22 protein-coding genes are annotated in these 15,991 nt (G+C 43.1%); 6 read left to right on the top strand and 16 right to left on the bottom strand.

Annotated features, from left to right (window positions below; all coding sequences use genetic code 11):
- Positions 1-8 precede the first annotated feature (8 nt).
- Both IE104_RS11085 and IE104_RS11080 read left to right on the top strand, forming a co-directional pair.
- Entirely contained in the window at positions 9-704 is a 696-nt protein-coding gene (locus IE104_RS11085; RefSeq protein WP_189418560.1) for a DUF6445 family protein, read from the top strand.
- A 96-nt stretch (positions 705-800) separates the two neighbouring features.
- The gene (locus IE104_RS11080) at positions 801-1,580 is read left to right on the top strand and encodes a DUF481 domain-containing protein (protein ID WP_189418558.1); all 780 of its coding nucleotides are present in this window, start codon (positions 801-803) and stop codon (positions 1,578-1,580) included.
- Here the strand turns inward: IE104_RS11080 and IE104_RS11075 are convergent.
- Positions 1,577-2,326 (bottom strand): AraC family transcriptional regulator, encoded by a 750-nt coding sequence (locus tag IE104_RS11075; RefSeq protein WP_189418556.1) that lies wholly within the window; start codon positions 2,324-2,326, stop codon positions 1,577-1,579. The genes IE104_RS11080 and IE104_RS11075 overlap by 4 nt on opposite strands.
- Before the next feature lie 116 nt (positions 2,327-2,442).
- Between IE104_RS11075 and IE104_RS11070 the strand changes: the two genes are divergently transcribed.
- On the top strand, positions 2,443-2,913 hold the full coding sequence (locus tag IE104_RS11070; RefSeq protein WP_189418555.1) for a DUF1579 family protein: 471 nt from the start codon (positions 2,443-2,445) through the stop codon (positions 2,911-2,913).
- A gap of 24 nt (positions 2,914-2,937) precedes the next feature.
- On the opposite strand, the gene IE104_RS11065 is transcribed toward IE104_RS11070, so the two are convergent.
- The 3 genes from IE104_RS11065 to IE104_RS19030 all read right to left on the bottom strand — a co-directional run bounded on the left by IE104_RS11065 (position 2,938) and on the right by IE104_RS19030 (position 5,270).
- Positions 2,938-3,345 carry a PilZ domain-containing protein gene (locus tag IE104_RS11065; RefSeq protein WP_189418553.1) on the bottom strand — a complete coding sequence of 136 codons (408 nt, stop codon included), beginning with the start codon at positions 3,343-3,345 and terminating at the stop codon, positions 2,938-2,940.
- A gap of 171 nt (positions 3,346-3,516) precedes the next feature.
- Entirely contained in the window at positions 3,517-4,665 is a 1,149-nt protein-coding gene (locus IE104_RS11060) for a serine hydrolase domain-containing protein (RefSeq protein ID WP_189418551.1), read from the bottom strand.
- An 89-nt stretch (positions 4,666-4,754) separates the two neighbouring features.
- Positions 4,755-5,270, bottom strand: a complete 516-nt coding sequence (locus tag IE104_RS19030) for a YbhB/YbcL family Raf kinase inhibitor-like protein (protein ID WP_268247523.1) — start codon at positions 5,268-5,270, stop codon at positions 4,755-4,757.
- Here IE104_RS19030 and IE104_RS19025 point away from each other — a divergent pair.
- Entirely contained in the window at positions 5,185-5,526 is a 342-nt protein-coding gene (locus IE104_RS19025; RefSeq protein WP_229837845.1) for a hypothetical protein, read from the top strand. The two genes, IE104_RS19030 and IE104_RS19025, sit on opposite strands and share 86 nt — an antisense overlap.
- 137 nt (positions 5,527-5,663) lie before the next feature.
- Here IE104_RS19025 and IE104_RS11050 read toward each other — a convergent pair whose 3' ends face one another.
- From IE104_RS11050 to IE104_RS11035, 4 genes are all read right to left on the bottom strand, one after another.
- Positions 5,664-6,722 carry a helix-turn-helix domain-containing protein gene (locus tag IE104_RS11050; RefSeq protein WP_189418548.1) on the bottom strand — a complete coding sequence of 353 codons (1,059 nt, stop codon included), beginning with the start codon at positions 6,720-6,722 and terminating at the stop codon, positions 5,664-5,666.
- Between the two features lie 215 nt (positions 6,723-6,937).
- Positions 6,938-7,384 (bottom strand): GyrI-like domain-containing protein, encoded by a 447-nt coding sequence (locus IE104_RS11045; RefSeq protein WP_189418546.1) that lies wholly within the window; start codon positions 7,382-7,384, stop codon positions 6,938-6,940.
- A 41-nt stretch (positions 7,385-7,425) separates the two neighbouring features.
- A complete protein-coding gene (locus tag IE104_RS11040; RefSeq protein WP_189418544.1) occupies positions 7,426-7,836 on the bottom strand; it encodes a hypothetical protein in 411 nt (136 codons plus the stop codon).
- Between the two features lie 71 nt (positions 7,837-7,907).
- On the bottom strand, positions 7,908-8,474 hold the full coding sequence (locus tag IE104_RS11035) for an alpha/beta hydrolase (RefSeq protein WP_229837943.1): 567 nt from the start codon (positions 8,472-8,474) through the stop codon (positions 7,908-7,910).
- Between the two features lie 169 nt (positions 8,475-8,643).
- Here IE104_RS11035 and IE104_RS11030 point away from each other — a divergent pair, with 169 nt between their 5' ends.
- Positions 8,644-9,669, top strand: coding sequence for a TolB family protein (locus IE104_RS11030; RefSeq protein WP_189418540.1), 1,026 nt, complete (start codon positions 8,644-8,646; stop codon positions 9,667-9,669).
- A gap of 116 nt (positions 9,670-9,785) precedes the next feature.
- Here IE104_RS11030 and IE104_RS11025 read toward each other — a convergent pair whose 3' ends face one another.
- The 4 genes from IE104_RS11025 to IE104_RS11010 form a co-directional block, all read right to left on the bottom strand.
- Entirely contained in the window at positions 9,786-10,784 is a 999-nt protein-coding gene (locus tag IE104_RS11025; protein ID WP_189418538.1) for an alpha/beta hydrolase, read from the bottom strand.
- A gap of 113 nt (positions 10,785-10,897) precedes the next feature.
- Positions 10,898-11,392, bottom strand: coding sequence for a YehS family protein (locus IE104_RS11020; RefSeq protein WP_189418537.1), 495 nt, complete (start codon positions 11,390-11,392; stop codon positions 10,898-10,900).
- Between the two features lie 110 nt (positions 11,393-11,502).
- The gene (locus tag IE104_RS11015; protein ID WP_189418535.1) at positions 11,503-11,910 is read right to left on the bottom strand and encodes a VOC family protein; all 408 of its coding nucleotides are present in this window, start codon (positions 11,908-11,910) and stop codon (positions 11,503-11,505) included.
- 161 nt (positions 11,911-12,071) lie between these two features.
- Entirely contained in the window at positions 12,072-13,097 is a 1,026-nt protein-coding gene (locus IE104_RS11010) for a GlxA family transcriptional regulator (RefSeq protein WP_189418533.1), read from the bottom strand.
- 136 nt (positions 13,098-13,233) lie between these two features.
- Here IE104_RS11010 and IE104_RS11005 point away from each other — a divergent pair, with 136 nt between their 5' ends.
- Positions 13,234-14,301 (top strand): class I SAM-dependent methyltransferase, encoded by a 1,068-nt coding sequence (locus tag IE104_RS11005; RefSeq protein WP_189418531.1) that lies wholly within the window; start codon positions 13,234-13,236, stop codon positions 14,299-14,301.
- A gap of 79 nt (positions 14,302-14,380) precedes the next feature.
- On the opposite strand, the gene IE104_RS11000 is transcribed toward IE104_RS11005, so the two are convergent.
- From IE104_RS11000 to IE104_RS10985, 4 genes are all read right to left on the bottom strand, one after another.
- Positions 14,381-14,839 (bottom strand): hypothetical protein, encoded by a 459-nt coding sequence (locus tag IE104_RS11000; protein ID WP_189418529.1) that lies wholly within the window; start codon positions 14,837-14,839, stop codon positions 14,381-14,383.
- Between the two features lie 63 nt (positions 14,840-14,902).
- Positions 14,903-15,268 carry a hypothetical protein gene (locus tag IE104_RS10995; RefSeq protein ID WP_189418528.1) on the bottom strand — a complete coding sequence of 122 codons (366 nt, stop codon included), beginning with the start codon at positions 15,266-15,268 and terminating at the stop codon, positions 14,903-14,905.
- A gap of 15 nt (positions 15,269-15,283) precedes the next feature.
- Positions 15,284-15,568 (bottom strand): hypothetical protein, encoded by a 285-nt coding sequence (locus tag IE104_RS10990; protein ID WP_189419685.1) that lies wholly within the window; start codon positions 15,566-15,568, stop codon positions 15,284-15,286.
- A gap of 99 nt (positions 15,569-15,667) precedes the next feature.
- Positions 15,668-15,964, bottom strand: a complete 297-nt coding sequence (locus tag IE104_RS10985; RefSeq protein ID WP_189418526.1) for a hypothetical protein — start codon at positions 15,962-15,964, stop codon at positions 15,668-15,670.
- Between the last annotated feature and the right edge of the window lie 27 nt (positions 15,965-15,991).

Below are 15,991 nucleotides of genomic sequence, written 5' to 3'. Positions count from 1 at the left end.
AATCAGATATGCATTTATCATTAAATCCCTATATTAGCTCCAAAGTTTATGAGCTAGGCGAAGAACGATCACCGCTTTTGGTGGTTGATAATTTTTTGCAAGACGCTGAGCCCTTGGTGGAAGATGCCTGCCAACATCGCTTTGTGCAAAATTCGCCTTTATATCCTGGAGTGCGCGCACCTGCTCCGATTAGTTTCCAATCGCTGCTATTAAGCTCTTTGGGGCGGCAAATGAAGCAGGTATTTGACTTAAAAGGTTCAAAGCTGAGTTTGTCGTTGTGTCAGTATTCGTTAGTAACAATGAATGCCAATCAATTAACCTTGTTACAACGCATACCACATTTTGATTCAACGCAGCGCGATGAATTAGCGGCCGTTTTTTATTTATTCAAAGACGATTTAGGCGGTACTTCTTTTTATCGTCATAACAAAACAGGCTATGAATACATCGATGACGAGCGACGAATTCCTTATTTCAGGTCGCTGGAAAGTGAAAATGGTAGCGATACGATACCGGAGCATGGATATATCAATGGTGATACAGCCTTATTTACGCGGATTGGAGAACAAAAAGGAATCTTCAACCGATTGATTGTCTATCGTCGACAAAACTTGCACAGTGGTTCAATTAGCCCAAATTTTGTACCCAATGCAGATCCACGTAAAGGACGTCTGACAATTAATATTTTTATTGATTGTTTGTAAAAGTCCTCATTCAATTTTCCTATCCAATATTTCCGCTTACCTGGTTTTTCTTCTGAAGCTATAATCCCGACCGCAAAAAAGCTGTGGGGATTACATGTGAATAAACTTTTTATCGGCAGTATTTTATTGTCAGCTGCATTACCTGCCTGGGCAATTTCCAACATTGAAAACGAACGCCCTAATTTGCCCGAAGAAGGGCTTTCTGGTGCCATTAAAATAGGTTTGAATGGTAAAACTGGAAATCAGGAGGAACAATCCCATGCGGGCGGTGCAAAAATTATTTACCGTTGGGATGACGAAATTTTTATGGCCTTGGTGGATCGGGAATACGGTACCAAACACGACATTAAAACGACGGACAATAGTTTTTTACATGCGCGTTGGATACACCTGTTGAACGAGAAGTGGGCAGCCGAAGGATTTGGACAATGGGAAGAAGATGAATTTGATAATTTAACATCGCGCGTGTTAGCAGGCGGTGGTGCACGTTATTTGGTTGCGCAGCAAAAAGATGTTTACTCTTTCGCTCTAGGCTTGGGAGCATTCCACGAAGTGGAAAAACAAAATTTGATTTCTTATGAAGAAACCAATCGCCTGTGGCGAATAAATTCTTACTACACCTACAAATACCAATTAAACAATCAAGTAACACTTGTTAATACAACTTACGCTCAGCCCAGCACAGATGATTTTAGTGATTTCCGTGTTCTGTTTGATTTGGGTTTGAATGTAAAACTCACGAACAGCTTGCAACTGAAATTAAATTATCAGCTGACTTACGATAGCGACCCTGCAAAAAATTTGTTGGTTTCACCGCCTATTGATAATTACAAAACCAACACACAATACCAAACTGCACTGTCTTACAATTTTTAAGACAACACTAAAGGGGCACTCACCGGCGAAGCTGATTGCAAATATTGCATTGGCGACACGCCGGTGATTTGTTTAAACACAGAAATAAATGCACTTAAACTGTCGTAGCCCACACTCAATGCTGTATCTGTAACAGTACTGCCAGCATTTAACAATCTAATGGCCTGAATAACACGTGCACGCTGCCGCCAGGCCACCAAAGACATTCCCGTCTCAGCACGAAATTTACGAATTAAAGTGCGCTCCGCTAAATTTACTTTCGCGGCCCATTGCTCCAGGCTGCGCGAATCTGCAGGGTTTTCAACAATGAGCTGAGTCAGTGCGCGCAAGCGCTCGTCTTGTGGCACAGGTAAGTGAAGATCATCGTATTCTGCCTGCAAAATTTCGTCTTTTAACACAGCCCATAAATGCTGCACACACAAAGAATCGTCTTCCGAGCGCGACATTTTTTCGAGCAAGGCATGAATCAACTGATTGGTTTTTATAATCGACATTTCGCGCGGAAGGCCATCGCAATATTCCTCACCCGCTATGACAGCTATGCCTTCAATTTCACCGCGTGAACGTACACCATGCGCAGTCTTTGGGGGAACCCAGCAGGGATGCATAGGCGTCATCAGCCATTCGCCCTGCTCCGTGATATAGACAGCCGTCCCTCGAAGCAACATGAAGAACTGCCCTTCTGCGTGGCTATGCAAACCCATGGTGTAATCATTTTTATGTGTGAATCGTCGACTACCTAACATTATATTGCCCTCAAATATTGGCCGAATATAGCATTAAATTCGGCCAAGTTGCGATAGCAGGCCAATATACGCCTTCGTATACTGACTTCTATAGCAACTGAGGCTCAATAACAGACATGACCCATCCAGATTCACATCCCAATGCCTTCAAATTATCTCTCTTTATCGGCCAATGGTCTGGTGGAGGTGAGGTCTTGCCAAATCCCTGGGGGCCCGCTGGAGCTTGCGAGGGCGTGTGGCAATTTGGCTTTGATAAAAGCGGAATGAATTTACTTCACGATTATCGCGAAACACGTGGCGATGGATTTCAATTTGAAGCCCACGGTGTGTTCAATATTGATCCGCAGACAAAAGAGGTTATCTGGTTTTGGTTTGATAGCCTTGGCTTTCCACCACTGAATCCTGCACGCGGAGATTGGGACACAGATACTTTGATCCTCACCAAAAAAACACCGCGAGGAATCGGGAGATCTACTTTTATTTTTAAACACAAATATTTTGAATACACGATTGAAGCACAAGTGAATGGAGAGAAAAATTTCTCAACGATTATGCGCGGGGAATTTAATAAAACTCCGGTTCGATAAATAAGAAAGATTTTTAAAGCGAATTTATGTCTCGCCAAAATCGGCAGCAAAACGGGTAATCCATTCGTGCGCGGCCTCTTCGGCGGTGAGTCTTCTGCCGACCTCCGCCAGCTGCTGGCGATATTCTTCGATCTGGCACACCTGCTCTACCATTCGCACGCGAAAATATTCGTCATCGCTAGCAAAGCGGACGCCAACTTCAAATCCTTCAGGTTGTTGACTGCGCCGCCACACAATAACTCCCTCGCCTTGATAATCAGGATTTACGCAGGGGATCATCAAATCCACAACTGAACCGACTTTAATCGGCAAGTGAGTTACAAAGCTCAAACCGCCTGCGCTTAAATTATTCACAATAACATCTGCTCCGTCCTGTGTGCCGGCAGAAACGTGAATGGGAATGGATGTCGGATGACGAATATAGTTGCGCATGGCGACCCCCTCGCCGCAAAGCTTATTTTAATTAGCTGATTAGCCTCTTAAATTCTAAACGCAGCTGGGGATTTCGCTTCGATCGCTTTGCAATCAAAAATAGAAATTAATAGAACGGAATAAACTAAATAAAATTTGCCAGACGACAAAAAACACGTTTAAGCGACACTATTAAAATGGTGTGGTTGAAATTATGGACTTTATAGCGGTGATATGTGCTCCACCAACCGAGCCTGAATTCGTCAATATGATGTAGGCTACATCCTGGGATTTAGTAATTGACAGATCAGTTTGAAAACCATCCCACAATCCTGAATGAACAGCATGATTTCTCGTCATGTAAAAGCCGTAGCCATAATTACCTACAGCACTAGGGCTCCACATTTTTTGCAGGGTTTCCGCAGAGACTAATTTGTTTTCTCGCATAGCGTTAAAAAAATGGAAGAAGTCATCCCTTGAACTGACTTGTGCCATGCTACCTTTAAGGTAAGTAACAATGCCGTAATAAGTACGCAGGCGTGCGTAATTAAGCGCATCACCATATTTAATCGCCTGACTTTCATCGTTGATATATGAGCCTTGCATATTTGCAGGACCAAATATGTTTTGCTGCATATATTCCGGAAAACCAAGACCAGTTTTTCGCTCTATGATTGACGCAAGCAATATGTAACCCGTATTGCTGTAATCATATCGAGTGCCTGGTTCAAACTCCAAATCGGAATGATTGGAAAGATATTTAATCAAGCTTCTCTGGGTCAAACCATTTAAAAAACTCGGCCGCCATTCATCATTAAAAATATCAAAAATTCCGGAACTGTGAGTAAGCAAATGCTCTATATTAATTTTTTTCCAGGATGGAGAAAGCTCTGGAATATAATCCAGTACAGAATCAGAAAGCTTTAATTCACCCCGCTCAACTAATTGCATAATAGCGATAGCTGTAAAAGGTTTACTCACTGACGCTAAACGAAAACCCGTATTGCTTGCAATAGCAACACCAGATGGAATATCTGCCATTCCTCTGCCGCCGCTATAAGCAATCTTGCCATTTTTAACAACTAGCACACTCACGCCAGGAAGATCGACCGCTTGGTTTTCAAGCAAATAAGCATCAATTTTTTTTGTGAGTTCTGATGCGTCTGATGCATTAGTGCTTGAGCTTAGGGATACACTTGAACTCGACGATGTCGATGTCGATGTCGATCTCGATGAGCTTAAGCTTGAAGCATCGCTCCCTGTGGAGTGGTGGGCAGTTCCATTGCCACCACACGCACATAACACGACGAGCGAAGATATAAGCCAAATTAAACGTAACATCTGAACCCCTTGTTACAAGATTACTGACCACACAATTCGATGCGGTCAGCTTGCACTTAGCGCCAATATTTAATAATTAAAAAGATGAATTAACGATAGAAATAGGAACCTGAAATTTCCGCCTTCTGGATAATTGATGCCGCATATTGAGTTTCAAACGCGCTACGTCTCATTGGGCTATTGGTATTGAATACCAAGTCAGATTTATTCAATGCATAAAGCGCAAAGAAATAGTGATGGGTTCCGGTACCTTCTGGTGGGCACGGGCCTGCGTATTGGCGTGTACCATCATCGTTAACGCCTTCTACACTGCCCGCAGGCATAGCGCGAAGTGTTGCGCCCTCGGCAATCTCACGGGTGTATGCCGGAATGTTGAAAATATCCCAATGCACATAGGGGTGACCCACCAATGCAATCGCATCGTAATCCTCCATAATCAGTACAAAACTTTTGATATCGGGCGAGCTAACTTCCCATTTCAAATGCGGGCTAGTCTGCGGACCAAAGCAAGAATATTTGATGGGAATCTTATCGCCTGAAACAAAACTGTTTGAGGTGAGTGTAAATGAAAGTGAAGAGCTGCTGGATTGCGCAGCAGACGACACTGCACTACTCGCAGCTGAAGAACTGACAATTGATGAACTAAGGCTCGAAGAACTGCTTTTACTCGACGATGAGCTCGAAGAAGAGCTAGGGGCTTCGCTACTAGCACTGGATGAGCTAGTTGAAACTGCCGTAGAGGATGCGCTACTCGTGGAAGGAATTGACGTTTTATCTGTACTGGCCCCGCCACCACCGCCGCATCCAACCAACATGACAGACAAAATTACAGACAACACTAACGACGGGAACAACGAATAAAAATCATGTCTCATAATGCAAACCTTGAATTGTCAGGATTCAGAGGCTTGCAGAATAGGGTTATTTGCGGTTACTAAAGTTCCAATTGATAAAAAAGGACTCGATAAATCTATTATTTAACGTGTTTTTTAATGCGATTAGGTTTCCATGGCTTGCGAAGATGTTACCGGCTTGGCTGCCAGTGCATTGTTTCTATATTGGTTGGGAGTAACCCCCAGGCTTTCTTTGAACACACGATAAAAAGAATTCTTGCTGTTGTAGCCCGCCTCAAAAGCAATATCTAAAATCCTTAAATGACAATCTGGATCGGCAAGTAAACTACACGCATATTTGAGACGGTAGCCATTAATGAAATCGTAAAAACTAATGCCGGAATGTACATTCAACAATTCGGACACCTGATGGACACTTATTCCCAAGTGGCCTGCCAAGTCGGGCAGGGACAACTCGTTTTGGCGATAAATGTGTTGTTCTTGCATCAACCGGGTTAATTGCTGAGCCAGGGTTTGTGCCAAACCCAAGTCCAGCTCAAGGTGTCTTTCCTTTTGGTCCAATTGCTCTTTTTGATCTACCTGCTCTTTTTGCTCCGACTGCTCTTTGTGATCCACATTTACGGCAGCCATGGTTTCGGCGATTACCGTATCAGTGCGAGCTTCCTCAGATGGTTCACGAAACAACAACTCGGGACGATAGACACTGAGGAAACCAATCGACAACACGTAAATTGAAAATGCCGGAAAAGCACAATAATCTAACAGGTTGTATGTGTGCATAACGCCAGAAGTCACCAGCGACATCACAATTAAATCAACAGTCACCAGCGTCATGGCTCCGCCAATGACATAAAGCAACCAGTAATAGGCCGAGTTCTGGAATCCGTGCCACACATCGACTAAATATGCCCGCATTTTTATCAAGCGCCACAGGGCGCAAATCAAGTACAGCGTCATGTGCGCCATACCCATAAATATACAGGTCATGGCGTACTGGGGAAAAATCAATGTTGTGACCAGTACGCAGAGCCAAGGCAAGAAGTGCAGAGCATTATTACGAAAACCAGTTTCCCTGCGGGTGAGTACCTTGATAAAAGTCCACACAAACGGCCCTTTCAACCACAAAAAGGTCGCGCCCACCAATGCGAGCTTAAATACACCACCGGGCACTACCTGATTTGCATAAAGATCCATTTGCGGCATAGTTAAAGCCACCAAAAAAGCCGCAAACCAACGGTTTAAAAGTTTATTACCCCGTTTATCCTGTAACAACAAAAACGCAGTCCACAGGGTAATGATGATTGTAGACAGGACAAAAATCTTGAAAGCTTCATGCATAAGGGCAACTCAGAAAAAATGGTGCAAGGCTGCGTTAAAATTGCGCTTCATCGCAAACACCTGTAATGATCCAGGCAGAATTATTTTATGCCAATATAAATTTCAATTTCATTTTGGCTTTTGTAAAACTCAAAATCCGTTAAGTAGGCACGGGTATGGCTGCAATTCGGGCTTGCAAAGTAAGTCCAAATTTTTCCCCAGGTTTCAATCACAATGTGCGGAACTTGCCCTTGGGCGGTAAACACCAAATAATTTCCTTCCTGTATTTTCACCTCAATCAATTCCACGGAAGATGAATCCACCTTATCCGCACCAACTAACACAGAATAGTTTCCCGATACGTCTGATTCATATTCGTGATAAACACTATAAACCCGAGCACCACCGCGGTAATCAACCTGAACATTTGCATCAAATTGATGAACCAAAGGCCCGATTTTTCCAGTACCCGGATTCATCTCATCTTTATTATTGGTGCGCGCACCTAAGCCGACGATTGTTTTTTCACTAACCTGAACAATATTCATATCAAGCTCTCCATGACACGGTTATTTTTGCAATGCTGATTTTATTTATATGCATAAATGCATGTAGTAATCACTACCAATAAGGCTACCACCGCAAACACCAACAGCCCCACTGAACGACCACCGGATTCGTTTGAATAGCCCAATGGCTGCCATTTAAGAGAGGTTTTCCATTCATCAGTTTCGTGCAAATAGCTGATAAATGCAGACAATACTTTTTGAAAACTTAGCGCTTCATCCGCGCACTCGTAATGCCCCTCTTCCTCTGTGCTCTCGCGGTACTCCAACACATAAGTTCCGTCACTGGCCTTACAGGTTTGCATATAGCCCATTGTATCTTTCGATAAAATAAGAAAGGAGTCATCATCACTCTTCAAGGTATTTAGCGAGCTGATAATTATTGCTTCATCGGGTTGTTGCGTAAGCTCAGTTCCGCTTAGTTCTAACTTCATATTCATCCTGATTTTTATACTATTTATTCTATTAGGCTCACTTAAAGCGGAGCAGGTGGAAACGGATATTATCAGTTACCCAATGAAGCTGAAAGTTTTTGAATATCCCTGGTTAACTCCGGCAGTCCTTTTTTAAAACTATGCTCACCGGTATCAAGCTCGCGGACTTCTGCTTGGGGAATTGCCTTCCGATAATAATCCAGGTGACTAAAGGGCACCATGTCGTCATCTTTGCTGTGGTACAAAAATATTTTAAGCGATTTAGGAAGTGATTTAGCAAAATCATCGCGCAATAAAAATTCATCCAGCGTCCAATTTTCACTTCCCCAAAATGGCGCGGCGACAATAAATAAACCTGATGCAGATATTTTATCCGGCAGTTCAGAAAGATATTTAAGTAAAACCGAGCCACCAAGCGAATGCCCTATAAGAATCTTAGGCGAACTTTCACCATGCAAAAGATTTTTCAGCTCGTACTTCCATCGTAAGTAAGACGGTTTGGAGGGAGCAGGCATAATGGGAAATGAGATCTTGTACGCCGCACCAAGATCACGACGAAGCTGTTCTACGAACGGAGCACTGCCCTGCCCTCCGATTTGCAAACCTGCACTGTGAACAAAGAGAAGATCGATTGTCATCAAATAACTCCTATTCCAATACTGATTGGCCCCGGTTTTAATTTTTATTTTTTCTCAAGGTTCATGTTTTTACGCTAAAACAAAAATTTTTGACGTAGCGCAAGTTTATGTAATTTTATTTCAACATAAAATCACTTAAATAGTTGGGGCATTAAGGAGGAATTTGATAATGAAAGTAAAATTACTACGCAAGATAGCAATATTCGGCGACATTAAAACGCGGCAGTTTTTATTTTACGCTGTGAGCTGCCTTTTGCTAAGCACAACTGCTGCCGCACAAACAAACTCCCAAAGCAATTTGCCCGGACGAATTTGGCATTCGTGGCTCGATTTAAATAATCCCGAAGGCACTTACGTGTTAAATCTCAACTCGGGAGTATCGGCTCGAGTGGACGCAAAAGATTGGGGCGCACCTTGGCCAGATGGTGCTCGCTTTGTGTATCGCAACTACACGTCTGACGGTTCAGTAGGTGATGAAACCAATATTGTTGTTAAGCAGGCGAGCGATGGAAAAATATTATCGGAGCAAACTATCGAAGGATACCTGGGTGAGCCTGTTCCTTCGCCTATTGGCGAAAACAAAATATTAGCCGCGTGGGGCGCGACGATTCTTGAACCCAGAGGCATGATCGTTTACGACCTCAACTTGCACAAACCTATTTTTGCAACACAACCCGGCAAAATGTCAGACGCTGTTTCATGGATGCCAGATGGAACTCTGTTGCGCGCAAAATATTCTGGTGAAATTACTCGCATCACTTTAGGAGGTAATGAGCAACCTATAGGAAAAATTAGCTGGCCCGAATCAAGATTCCCGCAAGCGATTTATGTAAGCCCCGATGGAAAAAAAGTATTGGTTCAGCTGGCGGCTTTCCGGGAGACGGGAACAATAAGCGGCGTTGATTTGTGGATGATGAATCTTGACGGTTCAAATCTAAAACGATTCACCAAAAATGATTTGATCGCTCGCGCCTATTGGTCACCCGATAGCAAATACGTTGCCTTCATAAAAGATACTGGCACAGTGTGCACTGAAGCAACTTGTCGCGGCAGTTGCACTGTGTGGTATGCCGAAGCCACGGCCGCAAATGTTGTAGCTGTTGCTGCATCCGAAGATGCCAAGCGATTCACTGTAACGCGACCAAACGGCGACGTGCGAAACCTAGGTTGCCCGGTTGTGGCCTGGAGCCGATAATTCGCTTAGCGCTTATTTAAATTTTATTTAGGAAAAATCGCCGTCGCGAGAACGCGCGGCGATATATGCAACCGTAACAAGTACAACCAAAGAAGTTAACCGACGAAGCATAAAAATTAATTCTTCTTCAAGTTAAGCCAACCATTCGTGGTAAGCCAATCGATGATGGGGCTTTGCCAACGGTCGCGTGGAAGCAGAAAAAAGCCGTGGTCTCCTTTTTCAAAGAGATGCGCTTCAACGGGAACTTTTTCTTTCTTGAGCGCCTCCAAAAATAGAATGGAATTTTTTACATCGACCAACTTGTCATCAACAGCATGCAACAACAATGTTGGCGGAGTATTAGCAGTTACTTGCAACTCATTGGAGAAATAATTAATACGTTCTTTAGACGGCTTTTCACCAAGCAAGGCTTTGCGTGAATCCACATGAGTGACTTTTGAATCCATGCTGATAACAGGATAAACAAGCACAAGAAAATCAGGACGCAAATTAATGTTGTCGGGATTTTCTATTTGAAGTTTATCGAAATGCGTCGCCAAGGTTGATGCCAAGTGACCGCCCGCCGAAAAACCAACTGCACCCATTCGATTCGCATCCAAGCCCCATTCGCTTGCATGTTGGCGAGCAAACTTCATCGCTTGTTGCGCATCCTGCAATGGTCCAATGGATTTGTCCAGCATCCAGGCATCATTTGGAATGCGATATTTAACAACAAATGCTGCAATCCCGTGGTCAACAAAATAGGTTGCTTGCTGAACACCTTCGTAATCAAAAGTTAAACCCCAATAAGCGCCACCCGGAAATATCACCACGCTTGCGCCTGTCGCTTTTACTTTTGCAGGCAAGTAAACCTGAATATAGGGTTGGGAGACTTTTTGTATCCAACCTTTATCCGCACCTATTTCTTCATCAGGCGCAGGTTTTGAATTTGGAATTGCAGCATCGCCGTATAACCTGAAGCTCTGCATTTTAGGAGGAAAAAAATAAGACGGATTATTGGCCGGCTTTTCTGTTTTTTGTTCATGTGCAGCTTTGGTATTTTTTTCTTCTGCAACAACAGATAAAGATACGCACGTCAAGCAAATTGCAATTGTTGTGGTTAGCCATTTGTTCATCGGATTCTCTCCAGATCATTTTTATTTAAAGATTATGTAAGAGTGTAGTTTAGCTATGCTGCCATCACTGAAATTTTGTAACATTAAAATAAGCTATTCGAGCCGCGACTGAATTAAGATTTTTCATCAGCCTGCTCAGGATCAGCTAGATTACCTCGCAGCTTGATTTGCAAGCCTTTCAAAAAATTACGCAAAATTTGCGTTTGGCACTCGCGATAATTGTGGTGATCCTGCCTGCGAAACAGCGCACTCAACTCGTGCTTACTGATAGCAAAACCTGCAAGCTGCATAACCTCTAAGATATTCTCTTCTTTAAAGTCCAATGCTATTTTTAATTTACGAAAAATAATATTGTTATTCAAACGATCTTCGGCCTCAGGTTGAACCCCGTCTTTTTTGCCGCGTCTCTTATTGATAAAGCCATTTAAAAAGGTCGCCAGTTGCTTATCACTCAGCTCTTTAAAGTCTGGCTTATCATCCGTTTTCAACCAGGCACTCACCTGCTCACGCGATGCTACAAAATCCGCCTTTGCGAAGGTATCGATCATTTGGGAATCACTTAAATCAAAAATAAATCGTATACGGCGGAGTATGTCGTTGTTAGTCACAGAAATTTCCAAATATTAAGGGTTAGCAAAAAAAGACACTATGGACTTCGGCTTTAAAAAGTTTCAAGTAGCTCGTAGGCATCATATCTACAAGCGTGGTAAAAGTAGATTTAATTTTTAGTTGCGTGAAACTTCCAACAAACTCCGAATTCATCTTTCAATGCACCGTAAAGCCCGAAGGATTGCTCCACCAGTGCATCTGTTATAACGGCATTGTTTGACAGCGCTGAAAAGATCCTTCCAGTTTCTTCGAAGCTACCGCCACTAATATAAAGCGACATGTTATTTCCCTGCACGTATTGCTCTGATGGCCGCAACCAGTCTGAAGCGGAAATATCAACCACTGCTGACTGCAAACGCGCATTTAACACTCTACTATGCATAAATTCGGGGAACATATCCTTCATTGGCGTTTCACCCACCAAAGAAATACCAAGCTCGCCGCCAAAAATGGATTTGTACAATTCCATTGCTTGTTTACAGTTTCCTTCGAACAACAAGTAGGTTGATAGATTCACTTCATTACTCCACATTATTTATTAAAGGATCAGGGATCGAGCAGGGTTTAGTAGACCGCACAAAATTAATCATATCCGTCTGGTTTGGCAGACTATAGTAACCTTGGTTAAAGCACTGCCTCAACCTTAACTTCATGAATATCGGGATGCTCAATTAACTACTAGCGCGCAAAGGTCGGAATACAAAAACGTTTGCGGTAAGCGCCGGGAGTAAGGCCTGTAGTTCGCTTGAATATACGCCGAAAAAATGCAGCATCTTCATAGCCGACTCGCCAACTAATTTCATCAATTGACGTATTGGTTCGCTCTAAACGACGCTTTGCGTCTTCAACTCTTAAGCGCTGAACATATTCAATCGGCGTTATACCTGTGGCCGCTGTAAAGCGACGCTTAAAAGTACGCTCGGCCAATGACGAATGCGTAATCATTTGATCAACCGCATTCGCCACCGAAAAATTCAACTGCAACCATTGTTGAGCGATTTGGATTTCTGCATCACCGTGATCAAATTTACCTTCAAATACAATATAAGGCGTGAGGCCATCTTGATGCCACTGCAAAGCAAATAAGCGCGCAACTTCTTGCGCAAGAGTAGCCCCCATAAATCGCGCAAATAGATACAACACCAAGTCGTGCCAGCTCATAGACGCGCCAGAAGAAATTAATTCTTCGTGCTGCCCCGAAACGACCAATACACGCTCAGGATAAATACTTACCTTGGGATAAGTAGCCGCAAAAATATCGGCGTAGTTAAAGTGCACAGTCGCGTCTTTATTATCAAGCAGACCAGTTTCAGCCAACAAAAAAACACCAGAACACGCAGAGCAAATAATCGCCCCGCTTGCATGCGTTGAACGCAGCCAGTTAATTAAACGGGGATAACGATTTTTCTCCCATGAACCGCTACTCAATAAAAATGACGGGACAATAACAATATCGGTTTCAGTGACGCTATCAATTGAGCGCTGCACATGAAAAGGAACACCACTCACCAAATCCAGCGGGCCAACCATTTCGCCTACTATGTCCACCTTAAATGTTGTAGCACTCGTGGCCGATTTGATAGCCATTAGACCAAGGCTGTTCATCACATCGTAAATACCCGCCACAGTAGAAATTACTGCATCCGGCAATACCAATAGACTGACGCGATAGACCTTTCCACCAGGCAATAGATCGTTGCTCATTCTTGAATCCTTAAATGCAAAAAAGTGGAAGTGGCACAAACGAACCGATTTTAGGTGATTCCAGCTCTTAATCCTACGCCGGGTTACAGAGATGATGGCTGGGAAATGTAAACCCTCAACTCAAGGAATCAATCTCATGAATGCACCTTCGCTAAGCCACACAAAACTGGAAGCCTTCGTTATGCGCGCGGTTAACGATTTATCGTCATCCTACGGCGGTGTTATGGTTAGTATCGGCAATAAGCTCGGGCTCTACAAATGCATGGCCAAAGCCGGGCCGCTTAGCGCGAGTGAAGTCGCTGCGCGTTCAAATTGTACAGAGCGTTATGTGCGCGAATGGTTAAATTCGCAAGCTGCCGGTGGTTATCTGGATTATCACGCTATAAGTGACACCTACGAACTTTCACCAGAACATGCGCTAGTGCTGGCAGACGAAAATAGCCCGGTATTTATACCTCACGCCTGGAATGCAGCCGCATCCTTATGGTTCGATGAAGACAAAACTATCAATGCATTTCAAACCGGCAAAGGTGTTGCGTGGGGTGAGCATGATGCACGCCTGCATTGCGGTGTAGCCGCGTTTTATCGCAATGGATACAGAGGTAGCCTGGTTGCACAATGGCTTCCGACACTGAACGGAATTGTAGAAAAACTACAAGCAGGAATTCGTGTGGCCGATATAGGTTGCGGCCACGGCCATTCAAGCATTTTAATGGCGCAAGCATTTCCGAAATCACAATTTTTTGGTTACGACGCACATCCAGCTTCCATTGAACAAGCACAAAAAAATGCACGCACTGCCGACGTCGAAGGGCAAGTCAGTTTTGATATTGCAACCGCTGTTAACTACCCTGATCAGCAATACCAACTGATTTGTTTTTTTGATTGTTTGCATGATATGGGCGATCCAATTGCAGCCGTTCAATATGCAGCAAAAACGCTTGCACCTGGTGGCACCATCATGTTGGTAGAACCTTTTGCAAAGGATCACCTCGAGGAAAATCTTTCACCAATCTCCCGCCTCTATTACGCCGGTTCAACAACCATTTGTTGCGCACATGCAATATCAGAGGGAGGAAAAATGGTACTCGGCGCACAAGCCGGTGAAGCGCGGTTAGCAGAGGTATTTCGCAAAGCAGGCTTTACACATTTTCGCCGCGCGACAGAAACACCTTTTAATCTGATATTTGAAATACGCCGCTAAAAAATTGTCAGCCATACCCCTCTCCCGCACAGGGAGAGGAGTAAACATTTAGCAGGAGTTATGAATCAACAAGGAGAGATTACTTACATTTTTCTTTTGGGTATTTGTTTGACGCCAACAATCCGTGGTTACATTCAACGGGGTAGTTTTCGCCTTTATCCACCATCCACACATTGGCTTGTCGTCCATCTTTAATTTCTACATCGGGAAAGTAGGTATGACCAACCTGCAAATTATGTTCGGTTTCTACATAGGCTTCTTTCCAACTCGATACGCGCAGATCATGCCATACGTAGTATTTCAGCTTATGTTTGCCGGGCTTTAACTGCACCTCGTATGTCATAAAGTTTGACGAGCCCGGTACTGGTTGACCGTCCACCTCGGTTAGGCGCAGCGACACTTTCTTTTCACCATAATTTCCAAATACGGAAACAACAGCTGTATCTTTACGCGGAAGTTTTTCACCACTATACATAACCGCGGCATTCATTGAACAGCCGGTTAATAGACAAACCATCATTAATATTATTTTTTTCATTTAATCCTCTTATTTATCTTTATTTTTAAAAATCCAATACGAGTGAATTGAACATATCCTTTGCTAATACTTCGATTTTTTCTTTAGCAAAATCCAGGAACCTACAAATAATAACAAGGGAATGGCGAAAGCCCAGATTATTTCATACTCCCTAAGAAAATTTTCAATCTCTCCCTGAAGCCATGGCCCAATGAATACAACAAGCCAAAGTGCGCCAACAACAATCGATTGCATAAAAGTAGCGAAGCGTTTTTTTACCGACGCAGTGTAAACAGACCAACCCAGATAAAAAAGGAACAGGGCCGCAAGTAATGGAAACCCGACAAATAGTAGAACCAAACCACCCCCATGAGCAAAAGCCGGGGCGGAAAGTAGAATTGCAGGAGCTGCAATTGCGATAGATTTTTGTAAGCAATTCAATTTATGCATTCTTAAATTTGAAATCTATTGTTCTTCAGTTATAACTGTAATTCCGAGCTCATTTATGCGGCAACACCACTTTGCGACAGGATTTGGCTGAAAGGTATTTAAGACTGCAACACCTTCTGCTAACAGATATTCCTTTTCACCATCGTCATAAAGATTGAATTCATATATTGATACGGGCTCTCCTTCACTTAGGTGAATTTTCCGACCTGCTGAATCCTCAACTGCATCTACTTTAGAGAGAAAAACTAAATCTGCTTCCAAAAGTTCATTGAAATCCACTCGAATTCGCGGCTTATCCATCCAAGTCCCCTAGAGTCGAACTCATCAATTTTTTAAGTGCGTATCAATGCTATTAAACTGCAAGATAGCTTTCAATGTTCAAACAAAGCGAGCGCCCAATTAATCTTTAGCAATATCCTCAACAAGATCCCAATTGATTATTTTATTTGTAAACGGCCAAGATTTAACGAGCTTATATTGCCAAGCTACATCTTGTAATAATGCACCCAGTAACACACCTGCGGCCACATAGAACAACACACAGGTTTGTGGATGTTTATTTGCAAGATATATAGAAACACAAATAGCGACCAACCGGAATAAATAGAGTTTCATATTAATTTTTAGAGCCTGACTTAAACTTAAACCGGATGCCCTAAATTTCAACAACGCTAAACTCTGTTGTTTTTCGTTCATATATGCTCCCTATCCGATAGTATAAAA

Origin of the sequence: Cellvibrio zantedeschiae (assembly GCF_014652535.1) — a bacterium.
In the GTDB taxonomy this organism is placed as follows: domain Bacteria; phylum Pseudomonadota; class Gammaproteobacteria; order Pseudomonadales; family Cellvibrionaceae; genus Cellvibrio; species Cellvibrio zantedeschiae.
The sequence above is the reverse complement of the archived record's forward strand: the minus strand, read 5'-3'. Positions and strand labels throughout refer to the sequence as shown.

Bases quoted from the DNA above. Each gene is read 5' to 3' on its own strand.
- IE104_RS10985 (WP_189418526.1), bottom strand. From the start codon at position 15,964: ATGAACGAAAAACAACAGAGTTTAGCGTTGTTGAAATTTAGGGCATCC.
- IE104_RS11000 (WP_189418529.1), bottom strand. From the start codon at position 14,839: ATGAAAAAAATAATATTAATGATGGTTTGTCTATTAACCGGCTGTTCA.
- IE104_RS11040 (WP_189418544.1), bottom strand. From the start codon at position 7,836: ATGAAGTTAGAACTAAGCGGAACTGAGCTTACGCAACAACCCGATGAA.
- IE104_RS11025 (WP_189418538.1), bottom strand. From the start codon at position 10,784: ATGAACAAATGGCTAACCACAACAATTGCAATTTGCTTGACGTGCGTA.
- IE104_RS11010 (WP_189418533.1), bottom strand. From the start codon at position 13,097: ATGAGCAACGATCTATTGCCTGGTGGAAAGGTCTATCGCGTCAGTCTA.
- IE104_RS11075 (WP_189418556.1), bottom strand. From the start codon at position 2,326: ATGTTAGGTAGTCGACGATTCACACATAAAAATGATTACACCATGGGT.
- IE104_RS11045 (WP_189418546.1), bottom strand. From the start codon at position 7,384: ATGAATATTGTTCAGGTTAGTGAAAAAACAATCGTCGGCTTAGGTGCG.
- IE104_RS11035 (WP_229837943.1), bottom strand. From the start codon at position 8,474: ATGACAATCGATCTTCTCTTTGTTCACAGTGCAGGTTTGCAAATCGGA.
- IE104_RS11030 (WP_189418540.1), top strand. From the start codon at position 8,644: ATGAAAGTAAAATTACTACGCAAGATAGCAATATTCGGCGACATTAAA.
- IE104_RS11005 (WP_189418531.1), top strand. From the start codon at position 13,234: ATGAATGCACCTTCGCTAAGCCACACAAAACTGGAAGCCTTCGTTATG.
- IE104_RS11060 (WP_189418551.1), bottom strand. From the start codon at position 4,665: ATGTTACGTTTAATTTGGCTTATATCTTCGCTCGTCGTGTTATGTGCG.
- IE104_RS19025 (WP_229837845.1), top strand. From the start codon at position 5,185: ATGGGAATCTTATCGCCTGAAACAAAACTGTTTGAGGTGAGTGTAAAT.
- IE104_RS11065 (WP_189418553.1), bottom strand. From the start codon at position 3,345: ATGCGCAACTATATTCGTCATCCGACATCCATTCCCATTCACGTTTCT.
- IE104_RS11070 (WP_189418555.1), top strand. From the start codon at position 2,443: ATGACCCATCCAGATTCACATCCCAATGCCTTCAAATTATCTCTCTTT.
- IE104_RS11050 (WP_189418548.1), bottom strand. From the start codon at position 6,722: ATGCCGCAAATGGATCTTTATGCAAATCAGGTAGTGCCCGGTGGTGTA.
- IE104_RS11085 (WP_189418560.1), top strand. From the start codon at position 9: ATGCATTTATCATTAAATCCCTATATTAGCTCCAAAGTTTATGAGCTA.
- IE104_RS10995 (WP_189418528.1), bottom strand. From the start codon at position 15,268: ATGCATAAATTGAATTGCTTACAAAAATCTATCGCAATTGCAGCTCCT.
- IE104_RS10990 (WP_189419685.1), bottom strand. From the start codon at position 15,568: ATGGATAAGCCGCGAATTCGAGTGGATTTCAATGAACTTTTGGAAGCA.